This window comes from Leptospira broomii serovar Hurstbridge str. 5399 (assembly GCF_000243715.2).
Classification (GTDB): Bacteria; Spirochaetota; Leptospiria; order Leptospirales; family Leptospiraceae; genus Leptospira_B; species Leptospira_B broomii.
This window is the reverse complement of the sequence record NZ_AHMO02000008.1, coordinates 1,619,929-1,637,150: the sequence shown is the minus strand read 5'-3', so window position 1 is coordinate 1,637,150 and position 17,222 is coordinate 1,619,929. Positions and strand designations below refer to the sequence as shown.

Below are 17,222 nucleotides of genomic sequence, written 5' to 3'. Positions count from 1 at the left end.
CGGGTCGAAATCACTCCTTCCTTATGTGTTGATAGTCGAGTTTTGTTTCTTCCAAAATAGGAATAAGAACGCTGCGAGGACGATCATAGTTATGAAAGCGCCGATTCGCATAATATTGTAAGCGTATAATGTATACCTATTTTTGGATGGATCAAATTGGAAGCAAAAAAGGGCGATCCGATCGCTCAAATCACCGATTTTGCCATTGCTAGCTTCTACAAGAGATAAACGAAGAGTTCTTTCATCGAAAGTAATTCCCTTTAAATAGCGAGAAATCTTACCATCAGGAGTAATGATATAGGCAACAGACTCGTGCACCCACTGATCTGTTTCCGGATTCCATTTATAGGAAAAGCCTAAACTAGAAGCCAGAGCCTTGATTTCAGGATCTTTTCCGGTTAAAAAACTCCAGCCCGTTCCGTCGCCCCGTCCGTAATCTTTTATATAAGCTGCTTTTTTCGGTTTCGCAATTTCCGGCTTTTCTTTCGGATCGAAACTCACAGCAACATATTTGAATTCTTTACCGACTTGCCAATTTAACTGCTTTAGAACGTCGGAAATTCCGTTTAAATGAAAATTACAAAGTGTGGGACAACGATAGTAAATGAGAGTTAAAAGAAGGGGCTTTCCGTCTTCCAGATAACTTCCTATCTTAACTTCTTTTCCGTCTTCGTTAACGAAGACAAGATTCTTATCGATCGAATCGCCTAGTTTCTCAACGACCCCCACTCCCTGCAATTCCGGCGGAACGACGTGAGGAGCGATTTGTTTTTCCGTATCAAACGAAAGAATGGCGGAAAACGGGATAGCTATAGCTAAGATCGCTGTTAAGCGAAATAAATATTTTGGAACAAATCGGGGATTCAAGTCGGAAAGCCCGCGAAAGCCTTTTCCTTCCTTACTTCGCTTGCGTAGCAGCCGATGACGGTGCGACATGATTGTAATCTTTCACGCCGTGATGCATGAACGAAAGATATACGAAGTATAGAACATTTGCGGCTAACACCACAATAAAAGTCCAAAATCCAGCTTTGTTGTAATGGTCGTTCTGGCTCATTGAGGAACAACTCCTAGTTGGTAAGAGGAAAACGAAACACGCCTCTCGGGAAGCGGAATCATCAACCAGTGTCAAAGGGTGCGGTTTTTTTTGGAAGCTTTTTTGTTCGGGAGAAATATCTTCACAGCTTCCCGACATGCGTTACTGGATGAAACAACCGTTTAGCAATGGAAGAAGTGAAACTTCGAGCAAAAGAATGAATTTTGAAATTTCCTTTCTTAAAGTTATGAAAAAGGTCGGTTACGATTTTGGGCGACACCGGATTTTTCTCGAAACAATTCCATAGCTTTCTCCAAATTCTGCATGAGATTCAGTCTCAGAGAAGAATCATAAAGCAGGTCCCAAATATCTTGCCCCCATATGTGCCGCATTGAGTATGGTAATCGAAGGCGACCACAACCTGGAAATTCCTAAATGGCAAATTCGAGCTCTTCTCAAATTCGCAAATTCACCCTCTTTTTAATCATCTATTCGGTGTTGATTTTTCTGAATTTACTATACGGTCCTCTGGTACGAGCCACGGATTCCGGATTAGCTTGTCCAGACTGGCCGCTTTGCTTCGGCAAAGTATTCCCCGATTTCGATTTCGGGATTTTTATGGAAGTCGGACATCGCTATTATTCCATGATCCTCGGATTCATACTGATCGGCGGCACCGTTTGGGCCGCGACTTCTCAGGAACTAAGACGTCCGTTTTTGAAATTTTTCATTATCGGCCTATTGCTAATCGCATCGCAAGCAAACTTAGGTAGGTTGACGGTCACCTTATTATTAGATCCGACTTCGGTAAATCTCCACCTTTTGAATGCGATTTTATTTTTACTCTGCATCTTTACGGCGAATTTAAAGGCATCGGAAATCGAGAAGGACGGACCTTTTGACGAATTTGTTTCCTTTAGAAGTTTATTCAAAAAAGAACAGATCGTGATTTTCATAGGCGTCTTATTCATATTGCTTCAAATTATTTTAGGCGGGAGAGTAAGCTCTCATTATGCGGGTTTAGCTTGTCCGGACTTCCCTACTTGCAACGGAGAATGGATTCCTAACGTGTACGAAGAAAAAACCGCCATCCAGGTCCAACATCGCTTCGGAGCTTATTTGGTTCTACTCTTCGTGCTCATAGTCAATCTTTACGGAACCTTGAAAGACTTTTCGCCGAAGGTGAAGAAGTATATCAGAATTTCCGTTGCGCTGGTTTTATTTCAGTTCCTATTAGGCATTCTTAATGTTCTGTATAAACTACCCAAACTAGTCACCGCGGCTCATACCGGTGTTGCCGTACTTTTGCTTTCCGCGCTCTATACGGCGTGGATCCTTCGCGCAAGAGAATTGACAAAGGAACAGGTTTCCTAACATTATGAATAACTTTTTTACCGACTGGAACCTGATGATTAAACCACGGGTATCGTCCTTGGTTTTGGCGACTGCTGTCCCAGGTTTATATTTAGGCGCCCAAACGCCGCCAACAGCCCGATTGGTTTTTATGACATTATTCGGAACGTTTCTAATGTCTTCGGCCTCTTTCATCTTCAATCAAGTCATTGAAAAAGATCGTGACGCGAAAATGAAACGGACCGCAAATCGACCGATACCCACCGGAAGAATCAGTTCTTTGACCGCACTAACGGTAGGATTTATCATGATGGGACTTTCGTTCGTCGTCCTTTACTATTATGCAAATTTGTTAACCGCTCTTTGTGCATTTTCCGCGTTAATCGCTTACGTTTTTTTATACACGATACTTCTAAAACCTAGAACACATCAAAATATTGTAATAGGCGGTGTTGCGGGTTGCGTAGGCCCGCTCATCGGATACGCTGCGGTCAGCAATTCATTACCGTTGCCCTCTTGGATTCTCTTCTTAATGATCTTTCTTTGGACGCCTGTGCATTTTTGGGCCTTAGCTATTTTTCTAAAAGAGGATTATAGTGACGCGAACTTTCCGATGCTCCCCGTCGTAAAAGGAGTAAAAGAAACCGTAAGGTCGATCCTATTTTATACCGTTCTTTATATCGGTTCGGTTATTGCGTTCTATTGGGCGGAACCGAGCATGGGTGTCCTGTATATGGCCTCTGCAATTTTCCTCAGCGCCGCTATACTTTATCTTTCCGTTAAGCTCTTTTTTAATCCGGAACCGAAATTCGCCAGAGGATTTTTCTTCTTTAGCATCGTACATCTCTTCTTGGTCAACATCATAATTTTAGTGGATCACGCAATTACCTGATTGCGAATTTCTTCCGTGATTTTCGGGGATTTCCTCCGAACCTTCTAAACCTTTTTTGCGGACGTATTTGGGAATAATTTATTGAATTAGTTCTAAATGACTATTCATTACTTAGTTTCCGATTGACATCCGAAATTTTGCCGGATATGTTTCCCTCCCGGAGCTACCACTATGCCTCTTTCAAACAAAAAAAAGTCCGTCCTGAAATCGTCTAAATTTTTGTTTTTTGCAATATTCTATTTTAGCGCCGCGTTTTCAGCTTCGGCGCAAGAAAAGGAAATTTCATTCGATTCGGAACTTTACGCTCAACTAGTCAGGCAAAGCAATGTTCAGTTTTCCAATCTAATCAAATCTCAGACCGTATTACCCGATTACAAAGACTGGAAAAAATCGATTGATAATGCATTCGCTAGATTGTCTCAAAATTCAGGGAATCCACCGTTTCCTATAGTCTATAAAATCGTTAAAGATTCCACTTTCAATGCATTTGCTATGGCTGGCGGCCAATTTTGCATTCATTCGGGCGCTTTGGATTCTCTGGACCAAATCATTTCGCAACGCGAAGCGAATGCCGCGAGTAACCTCGACTTCCATCGGGAAAGATACATCGCAGGAGTACTCTCGCATGAATTATCTCACTTTTATAATAAACATGTTTTAAATAGCGTAAAAAAATTCTATGCATTGAAAAACGAAGAAGCAGCGAAGGCATTTCTCGAGAACACCAAATTCTCTCAAGAGCAAGAACTTGACGCGGACCAAACCGGCTTATTTTTATTGGATAGGGCCGGTTACGGCGGAGAATACATGCTTGTTACTCTCCAAGCATTGAATGAAGTCGAGCAATCTTACAAGGATTCGTTAGCCGCGTCTAAAGCGGATAAAACTAGAACTGAATTAGTCGGATCGTCCTATTTTTCCAGCCATCCCTCTCCGAACGAACGCCTATCCCGTTTAAATACGGATAAGAAGGATTTATATTCCTTTTTGGCAACTATGGAGAGAACTTTCGACGATATCCAGTTAAGCAAAAATCTAGATCAATCCAGGATTAATTTGGAGGAAGCGATTAAGCGCTATCCTGAAAACATTTATTTAAGTAAGGCATTAGCGATTTGCCTGCATAAAATTTGGATGGCCACCGTTTCGACCGAAGAACTCAAAGTCAAGCCAGTGATAGATATGCCTTCCTTTCGAGACAGTATGATCTTTCCGCAAGAAAAGAAGCAACGTTCCGTTTTTAGAACGATTCCCGGCAACGAGGCTGCCTACAACAAGGCTCTAGAATATTATAAAACATTAATTGTTAAAATAGACGACCCTTATTTTTTATCCAATTACGCCGTCTTACTTTCTTATTCGGCCGACGATAAAGATTTGGATGTAGCGGTAAATATCGCAACAAAAGCATTTCAGGCCGAGGGAACCGTTCCGTTAGCCAATAATCTTGGAGTCGTGTTATACTGGACGAACCGTAAAGAGGAAGCCCGGGAGCTTTTTAATCGATTGGCAATTTCGATAGATCAAAAGATTAATAATCTCTTGGCTCAAAGTTCCAAGAATCCCCAAGTTGCGGATTATTTAAAGACAATCGTTAATTCGACGGCTCAGAAGCAGCGGATCGATCCCGACTATATTTACGAAAATTTCACTCCTCTTCTTAATATCGCGCTAATGGAATCTTATGCTAGCCTGGATACTAAGTCCAAAAATTTGGCATCCTACTATCTGAATAATTACGATTCGACTTCCGGCTGGGCAAAGGTATTGGCGAAAATTCAGAACATTGAATTGCCTCCGCCTCCCGCGAAAGATTCCAAAATAGCTTTAAAAGTCGGAGGAGTCGGCCCCGGCGATAAATTAGAAGATCTTTTGAAAAATTGGGGAAAACCGAAACGAATCCAAACTGATAAATCGAGTGGAGTGGAATATTTCATCTATGATAATAAAGACACGGCGTTCGTTCTAGACATGGGCCAAGTAGTTCAGGTTAAAGTTCTTGGCGAGTCCAGTCCTGGCTTAGGCAACGGAGTTACCGTAGGCGCAACGAAGCCGATAGTGGAAAAATTCCTAGGATCCAAATATAAGAAGCAGGGCGAATTTCATGATTACTATGAAAAAGGAGATACCTTCGTTAAATATAATAAAAAAGGAAAAATAGAAATATTAATTATTCAGTAAAATTTCGCAATGAATTATGGAGAACTTACGAAGTGCCCTTTTTTATTCTATTAGGCGGATTGTTTTTCGCACTGCCTATATTTTCCGGAGAAATTTATTTAACGGATCGCCATTTACAATCTCCCGACTTAAAGGTATATTTTACCAAATCCAAATCGGATGCGGATATTATAGTCTATGTAACCAAATATAGATATGATGCTAAGGGTAAGGATGAAATTTGGTACTATACTAATTATTCATCGGATGCTAATGCAAAAGTGTCCGTCACCTCGAATAAATCGAGCGCCGATTTGATAGCCTATATCACGAATTATAAAACCGATGCCGGATGGAAAAAATCCAACCGATATCGAGGAAGATTGCATTAGAATTTCTCCAAATAATTAAAGCCTTTCAATCGGAAAAATCGTGGGGATAGTTTTCTTAGGCTCTGCAACGAACCAAACTTCCGTCCTTCCTAAAGAACACATGCAATTCCATTCCTTTCTCGGGGGCATTGGCATGGTAATCGGAATTACATTCTCCGGGCTTGGGTGAAAACGGGTCCTTTGGAAGCTTATCTTCGAGACACCATTCCCGTTCCTTTTCCGAAGTATAAAATCTCCAATCCCAGGGAACTAAGGGCTGGATTCCGGCATCTAAAAATATGTTTCGGGCAAGCTCCTTCGGTTGATAGGGGCTTCCTCCCCCATGAGTTCCTACGAAAATATCCATCCGATCCCCGCGAATGTATGCTGGAGAGCCCGTGTCGTTAATACAAAAGAAGCCGTCGTGAAATTTTCCATTGGACATCCGAATTCGTTTCTCTCGGATTTTCGGAATGAATGCAAGACTTCCGATTACTTTGGATTTATTACAATTATGGATTCGATTTCCGATTTTTGCGCATAAATCCCTAAAACTCACAGCTAAGGTTCGATACGGAAATACCTGATAGCCGTGTCCCGCACCCCAACCCCACTCTAAATCGTAAGTTTCGTATCTTCCATCTCCTGCAAAATGATATTTGGTCCCGTCCGTTCCGATTCCGCTTCCTTCCCAACGGACTTGCTCCAAAAAGGATGCCGAGGCCTTCCCGATTTCTTTTCCCGTCGGGGAAATGACCGAAACAATCGTCCCTGGGTAAGCTTCTTCCAATGCTAGATGATAATATGTGGGATAATACCGCCCTAAGTTCATCTCGGATAATTTTGCGATCTCATTGGCGTCTGCGCTGGACAATAGAAATTCCAATGACTTCGGGGAATGATCATTTTTTGTTTCCATGGGTCGAAAACCGGATTTATACGTCAAAAATTTGAGATTATTCCTGGGAAACAGGCATTGTTTGTCCGCATTTCGAACGGAAGCATATTCTTCTCCGGTATGCGGTGAATCAACGATGACTGCTTCCCCGTGAAAAAGACGAGTTAGAGATTGTGTAATCGGGTTTCGGCATTCGCAACCGGAGCTGGAGCGTAAACAGAGTACTTTTGCATAATGAGGCGAAGGTTGGGCAAATAGAAATGAAGTTGAGATGAGGAAGAACACCATCAGAATCCCGCCCCTACGAAGCGTAGGGAACGGGATTAGGGTTTTGCTTGAGGAAAGCAACTTATGGGTTGCCTTCTCCTTCCCCTGAATTGCCTGAATTTCCCCAAGGAAAAAGAGAACCTTGGTTCGGTGCCGGAGTAGTTTCCGGTGCAGGTGCTGGAGCAGCAGGACGAGGAGAGTTCGTCGGCTTCTTAGCTGCGACTTTCTTCTTTGCCACCTTCTTAACTGCTTTCTTTACGACCTTCTTTTTCGGGGCTTTAACGAGCTTTTTCTTTGCTACTTTCTTCTTAGCCGCTTTCTTCTTTGGGGCGGCCTTTTTCTTTGCTTTCTTCTTAGCTACCATGGGAGATACTCCTTGTATCGCGGGAAATCCTTCCGTAATTCCACTAACAAATTTCCACTCCTATGGCCTCGACCAAAAAGAGTAAAACCTTTTTTGCTTTTCAATCGTTAAAGCAAGCTAAACGGTTCGCAAATCTTTAATACAACCTCTAGTTCGTGCCTAGGGAAAAGTTTAAATGACTAAGACTTTGCTCAGGAGTACGAATTCGGCGGCTCACGATAAAGGCTTTCACGAACCCTTTTCCTTTAACCTCTATATTTCCGCGCTCTGCTAACTCGAAATCAGACTGAATCGCTTGCGCAGTCGATTCCGTAACCTGAATTTCACCAGCGATCCCATGCGATTCCATACGACTAGCTACATTTACAGCGTCTCCCCAGATATCATAAATAAACTTTTTCGTTCCTATAACACCGGCGACAACCGGCCCGGTATTGATCCCAATCCTCATGCTTAACCCTGTTCCGAGTTTCTTTAACTTAAATCTAGATAGAATCTCTTTCATATCCCACGCCATATGAGCTACAAGTAAAGGATGGTCCTTATCCGGAATCGGTAAGCCTCCTACGGCCATATATGCGTCACCGATCGTCTTAATTTTCTCCAATCGGTACTTCTCGGCTAGGATATCGAAGTGAGAAAAAATTTGATTTAGGAGTTTAACAACGGATTCCGGCTTCATACTCGAAGAAAGTTGCGTAAATCCAACGATATCCGCGAATAAGATCGAAACATTAGGATGACTGTCGGCGATTAAGCCTACGTTTTGCTTCAACTCGGCGGCGATCGAAGGAGGAAGTACGTTTAATAACAGCTTCTCGGCTCGGTCCTGCTCGAAACTTACTTTTTCATAGGCCTCCAAAATTTCCTGTCTTGCTTTTTCATTTTCCGCCAGGGTATTTCGAACTTTACCTAAAACAAGATTATATCTCTCCGCAATTTGTCCTACCTCCGTAAAGGGTTCTACAGGAACGTCTTTTGCCAAGTCCCCGGTTTTTCTCTGGTAATCCATCGCCAGAAAGAGATCGATGAGCTCCGTTGTAGCTTTATGCTCCGAGATGTTCAACCCCATCCGTTCTTCATCGCCGTCTACTCTTAGAGTATAAAACCGATTCAAAAGCCAGAAAGCCAAATACGCGACTCCAAACGAGAACGCGCCGACCAAAAGAATCCCTAAAGACTGGATTGCTAAGAGAGAAAGCCGGCCTGTTTCGTGTTGCATGATCGAGAGATTTCCAAAAATTCCGGTAGCTAAGGTTCCCCAAATACCGCCGATCAAATGTACGGGAACAGCCCCGACAGCGTCGTCGATCTTCAATTTTTCTAGAAGAAATTCGGAAGGATATATCAGGAGACCGGCGATCGTTCCTACAATTGCAGACTGAACCGGAGTGAGACAGTCCGCGCCGGCGGTAATTGCAACCAACCCGATCAAAGACCCGTTCAGAGGTGCTGTAGCTTCCGGAAAACCTTTGAGTAGCCAAGCCGCTAGCATGGCAATCATCATCGAAAAGCCTGACGCAACAACTGTGTTTAAAATAATTCCGGGAACCTTCTCGTTAAAGGAAAGCGTACTCCCGCCGTTGAATCCCATCCAACCGAACCAAAGAAGAATTCCTCCTAGCATAGCCATCGGTAAATTACTTCCCGTTACTTGCTGAGGTTTACCATCCTTCGGAAATCGTCCGATCCTTGGACCCACAACCAATAACAGTGCGAGCGAAACCCATCCTCCAACGCTATGCACCAATGTTGATCCCGCAAAGTCGTGAAATCCGAGAAGCGAAAGCCAGCCGTTCTTTTCTTCTAAAGATCCTCCTCCACCCCAACACCAATGATTCACGATCGGGTAGATGATTCCAGAAATGAGGGCAGTTGCCAGCATATACGAACTAAATTTTAATCGCTCGGCAACCGCGCCGGAGACAATGGTTGCCGCAGTGCCGCAAAACACTAGTTGGAAAATGAAAAATGTCGGCCCCCAGGCCTTTCCTTCGGGAAATTCAGGAAAAAATTGCGATGTGCCGAATAATCCGTACCAAGATGTCCCAAACATCAAGCCGAAGCCAAAGGAATAAAAAAGAAGGGTCGCGACTCCAAAATCGGCAACATTTTTTATCGCGACATTGATGGAGTTCTTAGCCCTTGTTAAGCCGGATTCTAGAACTAAAAACCCGCCTTGCATGATCAGGACAAGTCCCGAGCAGACCAAAATCCATAAAATATCCAGCAAACTTTTATCGGTCGGCATCGTAGGTTCCTCTTCTCACTAAAGAATCTTTTTTTTTAATTCACATAATGTCTCGATTATCGGAATACCCTGGAATTCCGTTACCTTGCAAGCTCGAAAGGAAGGTCTTGTTTTTTTCGAAGTAAAAGAGGATCGTTTTTGATACTTAGGCGATAGAAAATTCAAACCGACAAATAATCTATAACTGCGAGTTCAATTTGCGCGAGAAAAATCAACTTGCATACCGAACGTCATTTTTTTCGAACGTAACGTCCGTTCTACAAACTCTGTCTCTCAGGGCCTAAAGCAGCCATTTATTAGATGAAAAAAGCCTTTCCATCCCGAAAGCATGTTTTAAACAGGTATTATATTTAAAATAACCTAGACGTTGGTATAATTTCATGAGGGAAATCAAAACCGTAACCGTCCTCGGCGCAAATGGAACTATGGGCGCCGGATCCGCCGCGATCGTGGCCGCCTTTGGAAAGGCCAAGGTCCATATGCTGGCTCGGGACGTTAACAAAGCTAAAGAAGGAATCGAGAAAGCAGTAGCTTCGGTCAAAACGGATACAATTCGCCCACGCTTAATTCCCGGTTCTTACGATCAAGATTTAGAAAAAGCCGTAGCTGAATCGGATTGGGTGTTCGAATTAGTTGCAGAAAGCTACGAAGTAAAAGAACCGATCAATAAGAGAATAGCAAAAGCTCGGAGACCGGGAACGATAGTGTCCACAGTTTCCTCAGGACTTTCGATCGCTCGGTTAGCGGAGGCTTTTGACGAAGACGGAAAGAAACATTATTACGGAACCCACTTCTTCAATCCGCCTTATAAAATGATTCTTTGCGAACTCGTAACTCATAAAGGAAACGATAAGAAAGTTACCAAAAAATTAGGCGAGTATCTAGAAAAGGTTTTGGGACGCGCAGTCGTTTACACGAATGATACTCCCGCGTTTGCCGGAAACAGAATTGGATTTCAATTAATAAATGAAGTCGCTCAGAAAGCTGAAGAATATTCCGATAAAGGCGGCATCGCGCTTTTAGACGCGATCATGAGCGGATATACCGGCCGTGCAATGGCTCCGTTGGATACTGCGGATTTCGTAGGCTTAGACGTTCATAAGGCAATCGTCGATAACCTGTATGAAATGACGAAAGACGCCGCGCATTCTACGTTTAAACTTCCGGGCTATTTTCAAAAGCTTATCGATCGTGGAGATCTCGGGCGTAAATCCGGCCAAGGTCTTTTCAAGATGGCTAAAACTCCGGACGGAAAAAAAGAAAAACTCTATTACGATATTAAGGGTGATCTTTATGTGCCCGTCCCTAAATTCGATATCCCTTTCATTAAGGAAGCGAATCGTAGAATCGGTGAAGCCGATTACATCGGCGCTATGAACGTTGTGAAAGAAGCAAAAGGCTTGGAAGCAGACTTGGCTCGCTACTTCATTGCCCGCTATGTGAGCTATTCTCTCTCTATCGTAGGCGAAGTCGTAGATTCTAAAGAAATGGCCGATCTGGCTATGGGAACAGGATTCAATTGGGCTCCTGCTTCGGCTTTTGTCGATTTCTTGGGCGGACCGAAAGAAGCGATCGGTCTAATCACTAAGGCAAAACTTCCCGTTCCGGATGTTTTGGCAAAAGCGAAGGCTGGGAAACCCTTCTATGAATTGAAGGATATCCTGGATGCTCGTTCTCTTTTTAAAGGATAATCGGGGAGGAAAGATTTTATGAAGGATACCGTTTACGTACTCGGCGGGGAGCAGACAGACTTTCAGCGCAACTGGACGAAAGAAGGAAAGACCTTTATGTCCATGTTTCGGGAAGCGATCCAAGACGGACTTGAGAAAGTCGGTCTTACCCCGGAAGAAATCAAAAAACTCAACAAGCAAAATCGTATCGGCGTTTTTGTCGGAAACTTCGATGCTGAGCAATATGCGACGCAAGGTCACATGGGCGCATTCTTGACCGAAGTCGATCCTTGTTTTTACGGAGTTCCTAGTGCGCGTTATGAAGCTGCTTGCGCTTCAGGTTCCGTCGCTCTCGATGCAGCTCAGACGAAACTCCGTTCAAAAGACTATGATGTTGCGATCGTTGTCGGTTTGGAAATCATGAAGACCGTTTCCTCTTCTATAGGCGGGGACTTTCTAGGGACAGCCGCCTACTATGAAAAAGAGGCTCGTGGAGTTCAGTTTCCTTTCCCGAAACTATTCGGAAAACTAGCCGATGTGATTCTAGAACGCTACAAGTTGGAAGAAAAACGCTTCATGGGAGCGCTCGCAGAAATTTCCAAGATTAATTACGCAAACGCGAAAAAAAATCCTAAGGCACAGACGCGCTCTTGGTTCATGAATCGAGAACATGCGGATGCAAGAGGCGGGGAATTCAATATGGCAGTCGGCGGCCGCCTATGTATCACCGATTGTTCTCAGGTGACCGACGGAGCTGCGTTAGTCGTCCTTGCGAGCAAAAACTACGCGGAAGAATTCGCAAAGAAGAAAGGTAAAAAACTTTCGGCCTATCCTAAAATCAAAGGATGGGGACATAGAGTTGCACCGATTACATTCGAAGCGAAAGTAGCGGAATCTAAAGGCGAAAAATGGATTTTGCCTTGGACTCGCCAAACTGTAAAAGACGCATACGATCGCGCAGGATTAAATACGAAGGACATCGACGTATTCGAAACTCATGATTGCTTTACCTCCTCCGAGTATGCGGCAATTTCTGCCTTCGGAATCACGCAACCCGGTAAAGAACACGAAGCTATTGAGGACGGCATAATCGCTTTTGACGGTAAAAAACCGATTAACACATCGGGTGGATTGATCGGAGCGGGACATCCTGTAGGGGCTTCCGGAGTTCGAATGATGCTCGATCTTTACAAGCAAGTTACCGATACTGCAGGTGATTACCAAATCGGCGGCGCCAAAAACGGTCTGATGTTGAACATCGGCGGGTCGGCAACCACCAACTATGTGTTCATCCTCGGAAAATAATAAATTCCGATAAAAAAGGATGGAAAAGCCCGGGTGTCCCGGGCTTTTTTATTTCAAACGAAGGGGTTTGATTGAATGGGTCTACGTAATTCTAAAGATTGGAATCGTTTTCTGCTGAGGTTCTTCGTTGCTTTCGGATTCTGGGAAGTAGTATCGATTCCACTACGAACTTTACTGTTTTCCGTATTTTATTATGACCCTTTATTTCGATCCTTCTTCGTTCCGATCACGGAAATATTTTGGATAGGTCCGATTGTGGCCGATTTGATTCAAGTATTCTTCCTCGGCCTAATGATCACTTTTGCAAGAGCGGCCCTCCCTATCGGAATTCTTGGAGGAATTTTAGCAGGATTCGTATTTTCCGTCGCAGCGTTCGTGGCTCCGATACTTTCCGTTTTGCATCTTACGAGGGCAATTCCTACACAAATCGCCTGGCTCTGGGTTTTTTATCAATCCGTCCTTATTTTAATAGCTAGCTTGATTTATTCTTATTCTTCCGAGGAGGAAGAAACGTATTAAACCGACTAATCCGCAGGAAAACAAAGATTCTTGCGGAGGAAATACGTCGAAAGCCGGGTCATAGTTGTTTATCCGGTATGGGTCAGAAAAAAAAGATTCTCCTCAGCTTTGTTCCGTTTCTCCTATTTATCGCGACCGGAAAAGCAATTTCGGAAGAGATTTCCAATATCCCCTTATATACTGTCACTCAAGAACGCAAAACGCTTTATCAAGAACTTATGATATTAAAGCAGAGAGAATTATTGATCGTAAATTTCACTAGCTCGACCTGCATCCCTTGCAAAGAGGAAGTACCTAGACTCGTGTCCTTTGTTGAAAATTGGAATTCCTCAGATAAGCGAGGAATAAAGCTAGTGTTATGGATCGTTTTTTTGGAAGACACTCTCGACAGTGCGGTAGGAACGGCCGCCACCTTAAAGGTAAGTAACCGAGCAGAAATTCTGTATGATACCTTAAATACCAGTATGAAACATCTTAGATTTCAAGGAACTCCTACTAGTTATGTTCTAGATAAAAATAAAAAAATCCTTTTTAAAGGATCGGGATATACGGAAGAAAACTGGCAACGCATGATTTTAGCGATCGAGCAAAACGGAAGATAAGAGTGAAAGAGAATCTCCTCTTATTCAATTTCCTATTTATCCTGTTGCACTTCAATTTCGGATGCATATATTATCAAATTAAGGAAATTCCGAACGAATTAGGATACGTCGAAGTCGAAGCCCAGGGAGCCAATAGAGAAGAAGCCGAACGAAATGCTAAAATTGAAATGATCGGTCTGATCCTAGGAGAACTCGTGCAATCTCAATCGATCATCGTGGATTCTACTTCGAAAGATTATTTTGTAGAATCTTCTCGCGAAGGATTAATTCGAAATTTTAAGATTCTATCCGATACGCAACTGAGAGACGGCGTCAAACTAAGAGCTTCCGGTTACGTCAGCAAAAGATTGATCGGAAACGCCTTGGATGAGCAATATAAATTTCTAGGGAAACCTCGTATATTAGTTCTTATTTCCGAGAAGATCGGAAGTAAAACGATCGAAGCAGGAAATACTAGAGCCGAAGCCAGATTTATTTCCTTTTTTCCCGGATTCGAATTTTTAAATAAAGATAAGGTTTTAGAAATTTCCGCTAAAACCAAAAATTATTCCCAATCGATCGAATCGGAAATATTCCGAAATAAAGTGATAGAATCCGCAGTAAACGAAAATTGCGAATTAGTCCTATTAGGTTCCTATGAAGTAAGGCAGGGGGGAACGATAGTCGATGGCTCCGACATGCTAAGTACGTTTGCCGGTCTTAGCTATAAACTTATCGAAACCCGATCGCAAAGAATTCTAGCCGCGGATACCATTCGAGGCGGTCATCCTGCCATCGATCTAAATATAGGATCGGAAAAAGCCATCGAGCAAATATTAAACGTACTCGTTCCTTCTCTAAAACAACAGCTCGCAAACAAATGGCAACGAGGATATACTATCAATCTAACGATAGAAGGGATGAATTACGATTCGTTTATCGATATGAATATTTCTAGAACGATTCGTTCCATCCGGGGAATCAATTCGGTCACGGAAAGAGGACGAGATTCCAAAGGCAGAATACTTCTGGATGTTGAAGCTCTCTTTAATGCCGTGCGACTTTATTCCTATCTACGCGATTATAAAGATCGACTGGGATTTTCGTTTCATAGCAAGGAAATTCAGGGAAATTCCGTCGTTATCGAAGCGGAGAAGGCATTAAATCCTCAAAGATCGGAATAAGATTTGCCCGGCATGGTTACTAATTCCTTACATTTAACTATTTACAAGTTTCATTTATATTTAAGGATTAAACGTCGTTTCATGGAACCATTCTATAGAAATTCGATCACGGTTCCTACTCTGCTGCTACTTTCCTTTATCTTTCTTTCTTTCTTTTCCCAAATCGTAGCCAACGAAAATCCCTTACCTAAAATATACATTCATAAATTCAAGATCGAGCGCAATATTCCCGCCGCTCTGGAAAATCGTCTAAGGAATGGAATTATAAACTCGATCCTGCGCAACTATGAAGGAAAGTATAATATTGCTGACGATGACTCGATCGCCACTCTGCTTCGACAAGCCGAGCTGAAGCAAAAACAGAATTGCAGCGACGAAATCTGTATGACTCAAATTGCCGATGCAATCGATGCCGATATACTTGTTTCCGGTGAAATATCCGGTTCTCCCCGCGGTTTTAAAGTTTATTTACGTAGCCAGACTCGTGATCCTAAATTATTAACCTATACGATTAAAACGAATTTTGATTTTGAATTTCAAGAATTTCAAATAGATTATTACGCCGCAGAGGCAGGGAGAAAGTTAATCGATCCAAAATATTCCATGAATATTGCCGGGATCTCGCTCACAAATCCAAGCAATATAGACTTCCCATCGCTAAAAATAGATCCCGCTCAAGGCACGGAAATAAATGTTCTAGATTTTAAGTCCTCCGATAGCGGGGCACAAGGATTTATAGAAGCTGCGACAGGAGCGTTAGAAGCGGCCGACCTTGCGGCCAAAAATAAACAATATGATAAATCCATTTCGATATACGAAACAGTACTTTTAACAATCGAGGATCGTCTATCCGAGAAGTCTAAAAGTGAAATAAAAGGTTACTTAAAGGGAATTCGATCTCGCATCACGAACTCTTTTATATTCATTTACAAAGGTAAATTGGACGTCATCGACGCTCAATTGAAGTCGGCAAACGGCGTTCCCAGCTCTAGCCTAAAAACCTTCTTAGATAAATATAGGGAAATTCTCGGCGACTATCATTCCAAGGTTAAGGAAATTTACCGAACTAAAGATCTAGAAAAAGTCATCGAAGATAGAGTGGAAAAATTAGATATAGCAGTCCTTAGCAATATCGAAAAGGAAGGGGATTCTCAGTATTCGAATTTTGACTTTACTAGCGCTACCCTCTCCTACCGCTTTGTTCGCGCAGAACTCTCGTCCAAACGTCCTGATACTCAATCATACAAGACCCTAAAAACTCGAATAGAAAAGAAAATTAGCGCTTCGGAAGCCACCGGAAGATCCTATTTACAAAGCAAGTTAGGTGGAATTTTTCAAACTTTAGAAAAGGATTATATATCCGAAGGTTTAGAAATTGAAGAGAAAGGAAAAAGACAATATATCGAGAGAATCAAAGAAGGATTGAGATTAGGCTTAGAGACGCTAACACGATCCGAATTCGCGACGGACGAGCTAATCAGGAATTATAACGCCTTGCGAAACAAAGCCTACTCGTATGCAGGAAAAGTTATATTCGATCAAGGGAGAGCGAACGAACTTCTCCATGAAGGAATAGATAAGAAGTTTCAAAAACAAATCGATACATGTATCAAAACCGGCGCCGATCCGAATTCGAGACAAAACGGATCCGGTATTTCCGCACTCGAAAGATTAATTGAAAATAAGCAGATCCTAATCAGTCCTGACGCAGTTAGAATCGCAAGAAATCAAATTCCACCTAATTCCCACGCCGATTCTGATCTGTTTAATGCGGTCTTTCAAAGAAAACCGGATGATATTATTAGGACTGTCTTAAAAGGCGCCGATCCCAACGCTAAGGATCTTTTAGACAATACTCCTCTTCATAAAGCAACGAGCTATGGCTATCCAGATATTTCTGCGTTACTTCTTATGCTCGGAGCCGAGGTAAATTCTAAGAATAGCGACGGAGAAACTCCACTTCACCGCGCGGTAGGACAAGGCTCCATCGAAGTCTCTAAACTTTTGCTCAGCGTCGGCTCGGATGTAAATGCTATTAAGAACGATGGAGAGACCCCTTTATACCGAGCTGTTAGTGCGCCGAAAATGGCTAAGTTATTGCTTGAAACTGGAGCCGACGTGAATCTAAAGAATTACGACGGCTGGACTCCTTTGCATAAAGTTGCCGAAAGCGGCAGCGGGGAGGTTGCTAAGTTGCTTTTACAAGCAGGAGCTAACGTAAATGCTAAAGATAACGTCGGATGGACTCCTTTGGATTGGGCCGTACAAAAAAATAGATTCGAAAATCCAAATATTGTGAAGATTTTACGATCCGCCGGCGGTCAATGTTTGGTAAACTGCGTGGAGTAGAGAATCGCTGCGAGAAAACGAA

General features: G+C 42.8%; 14 protein-coding genes. 10 read left to right on the top strand and 4 right to left on the bottom strand.

Translation table 11 applies throughout. The annotated features are described in order from the left end of the window. Positions 1–21: 21 nt before the first annotated feature. Positions 22–936 (bottom strand): SCO family protein, encoded by a 915-nt coding sequence (locus LEP1GSC050_RS13235; RefSeq protein WP_010571688.1) that lies wholly within the window; start codon positions 934–936, stop codon positions 22–24. Between the two features lie 535 nt (positions 937–1,471). Here LEP1GSC050_RS13235 and LEP1GSC050_RS13230 point away from each other — a divergent pair. The 4 genes from LEP1GSC050_RS13230 to LEP1GSC050_RS13215 all read left to right on the top strand — a co-directional run bounded on the left by LEP1GSC050_RS13230 (position 1,472) and on the right by LEP1GSC050_RS13215 (position 5,833). After that, positions 1,472–2,410, top strand: coding sequence for a COX15/CtaA family protein (locus LEP1GSC050_RS13230; RefSeq protein WP_010571687.1), 939 nt, complete (start codon positions 1,472–1,474; stop codon positions 2,408–2,410). A 4-nt stretch (positions 2,411–2,414) separates the two neighbouring features. Then, positions 2,415–3,281, top strand: a complete 867-nt coding sequence (gene cyoE, locus LEP1GSC050_RS13225) for a heme o synthase (protein WP_010571686.1) — start codon at positions 2,415–2,417, stop codon at positions 3,279–3,281. 171 nt (positions 3,282–3,452) lie between these two features. Beyond that, complete coding sequence (locus tag LEP1GSC050_RS13220; RefSeq protein ID WP_010571685.1) at positions 3,453–5,462, top strand: M48 family metallopeptidase; 2,010 nt, start codon at positions 3,453–3,455, stop codon at positions 5,460–5,462. Positions 5,463–5,494: 32 nt separating this feature from the next. Continuing rightward, complete coding sequence (locus tag LEP1GSC050_RS13215) at positions 5,495–5,833, top strand: DUF6150 family protein (RefSeq protein ID WP_010571684.1); 339 nt, start codon at positions 5,495–5,497, stop codon at positions 5,831–5,833. A gap of 55 nt (positions 5,834–5,888) precedes the next feature. Here the strand turns inward: LEP1GSC050_RS13215 and LEP1GSC050_RS13210 are convergent, their stop codons facing one another. The 3 genes from LEP1GSC050_RS13210 to amt all read right to left on the bottom strand — a co-directional run bounded on the left by LEP1GSC050_RS13210 (position 5,889) and on the right by amt (position 9,592). Beyond that, positions 5,889–7,058, bottom strand: coding sequence for an RlpA-like double-psi beta-barrel domain-containing protein (locus tag LEP1GSC050_RS13210; RefSeq protein WP_010571683.1), 1,170 nt, complete (start codon positions 7,056–7,058; stop codon positions 5,889–5,891). A 1-nt stretch (position 7,059) separates the two neighbouring features. Next, positions 7,060–7,341 carry a hypothetical protein gene (locus tag LEP1GSC050_RS20865; RefSeq protein ID WP_010571682.1) on the bottom strand — a complete coding sequence of 94 codons (282 nt, stop codon included), beginning with the start codon at positions 7,339–7,341 and terminating at the stop codon, positions 7,060–7,062. A gap of 148 nt (positions 7,342–7,489) precedes the next feature. Further along, positions 7,490–9,592 carry an ammonium transporter gene (gene amt, locus LEP1GSC050_RS13200; RefSeq protein WP_010571681.1) on the bottom strand — a complete coding sequence of 701 codons (2,103 nt, stop codon included), beginning with the start codon at positions 9,590–9,592 and terminating at the stop codon, positions 7,490–7,492. A 380-nt stretch (positions 9,593–9,972) separates the two neighbouring features. Between amt and LEP1GSC050_RS13195 the strand changes: the two genes are divergently transcribed. The 6 genes from LEP1GSC050_RS13195 to LEP1GSC050_RS13170 all read left to right on the top strand — a co-directional run bounded on the left by LEP1GSC050_RS13195 (position 9,973) and on the right by LEP1GSC050_RS13170 (position 17,200). Further along, on the top strand, positions 9,973–11,283 hold the full coding sequence (locus LEP1GSC050_RS13195; RefSeq protein WP_010571680.1) for a 3-hydroxyacyl-CoA dehydrogenase family protein: 1,311 nt from the start codon (positions 9,973–9,975) through the stop codon (positions 11,281–11,283). Positions 11,284–11,301: 18 nt separating this feature from the next. Next, positions 11,302–12,567: an acetyl-CoA acetyltransferase gene (locus LEP1GSC050_RS13190; RefSeq protein ID WP_010571679.1), complete on the top strand. Its 1,266-nt coding sequence runs from the start codon at positions 11,302–11,304 to the stop codon at positions 12,565–12,567. 75 nt (positions 12,568–12,642) lie between these two features. Beyond that, the gene (locus LEP1GSC050_RS13185; RefSeq protein ID WP_010571678.1) at positions 12,643–13,086 is read left to right on the top strand and encodes a hypothetical protein; all 444 of its coding nucleotides are present in this window, start codon (positions 12,643–12,645) and stop codon (positions 13,084–13,086) included. A gap of 77 nt (positions 13,087–13,163) precedes the next feature. Next, positions 13,164–13,688, top strand: coding sequence for a TlpA family protein disulfide reductase (locus tag LEP1GSC050_RS13180; RefSeq protein ID WP_010571677.1), 525 nt, complete (start codon positions 13,164–13,166; stop codon positions 13,686–13,688). Between the two features lie 2 nt (positions 13,689–13,690). After that, positions 13,691–14,851, top strand: a complete 1,161-nt coding sequence (locus LEP1GSC050_RS13175; RefSeq protein WP_010571676.1) for a hypothetical protein — start codon at positions 13,691–13,693, stop codon at positions 14,849–14,851. 81 nt (positions 14,852–14,932) lie between these two features. Beyond that, the gene (locus tag LEP1GSC050_RS13170; protein WP_020987283.1) at positions 14,933–17,200 is read left to right on the top strand and encodes an ankyrin repeat domain-containing protein; all 2,268 of its coding nucleotides are present in this window, start codon (positions 14,933–14,935) and stop codon (positions 17,198–17,200) included. Positions 17,201–17,222 lie beyond the last annotated feature (22 nt).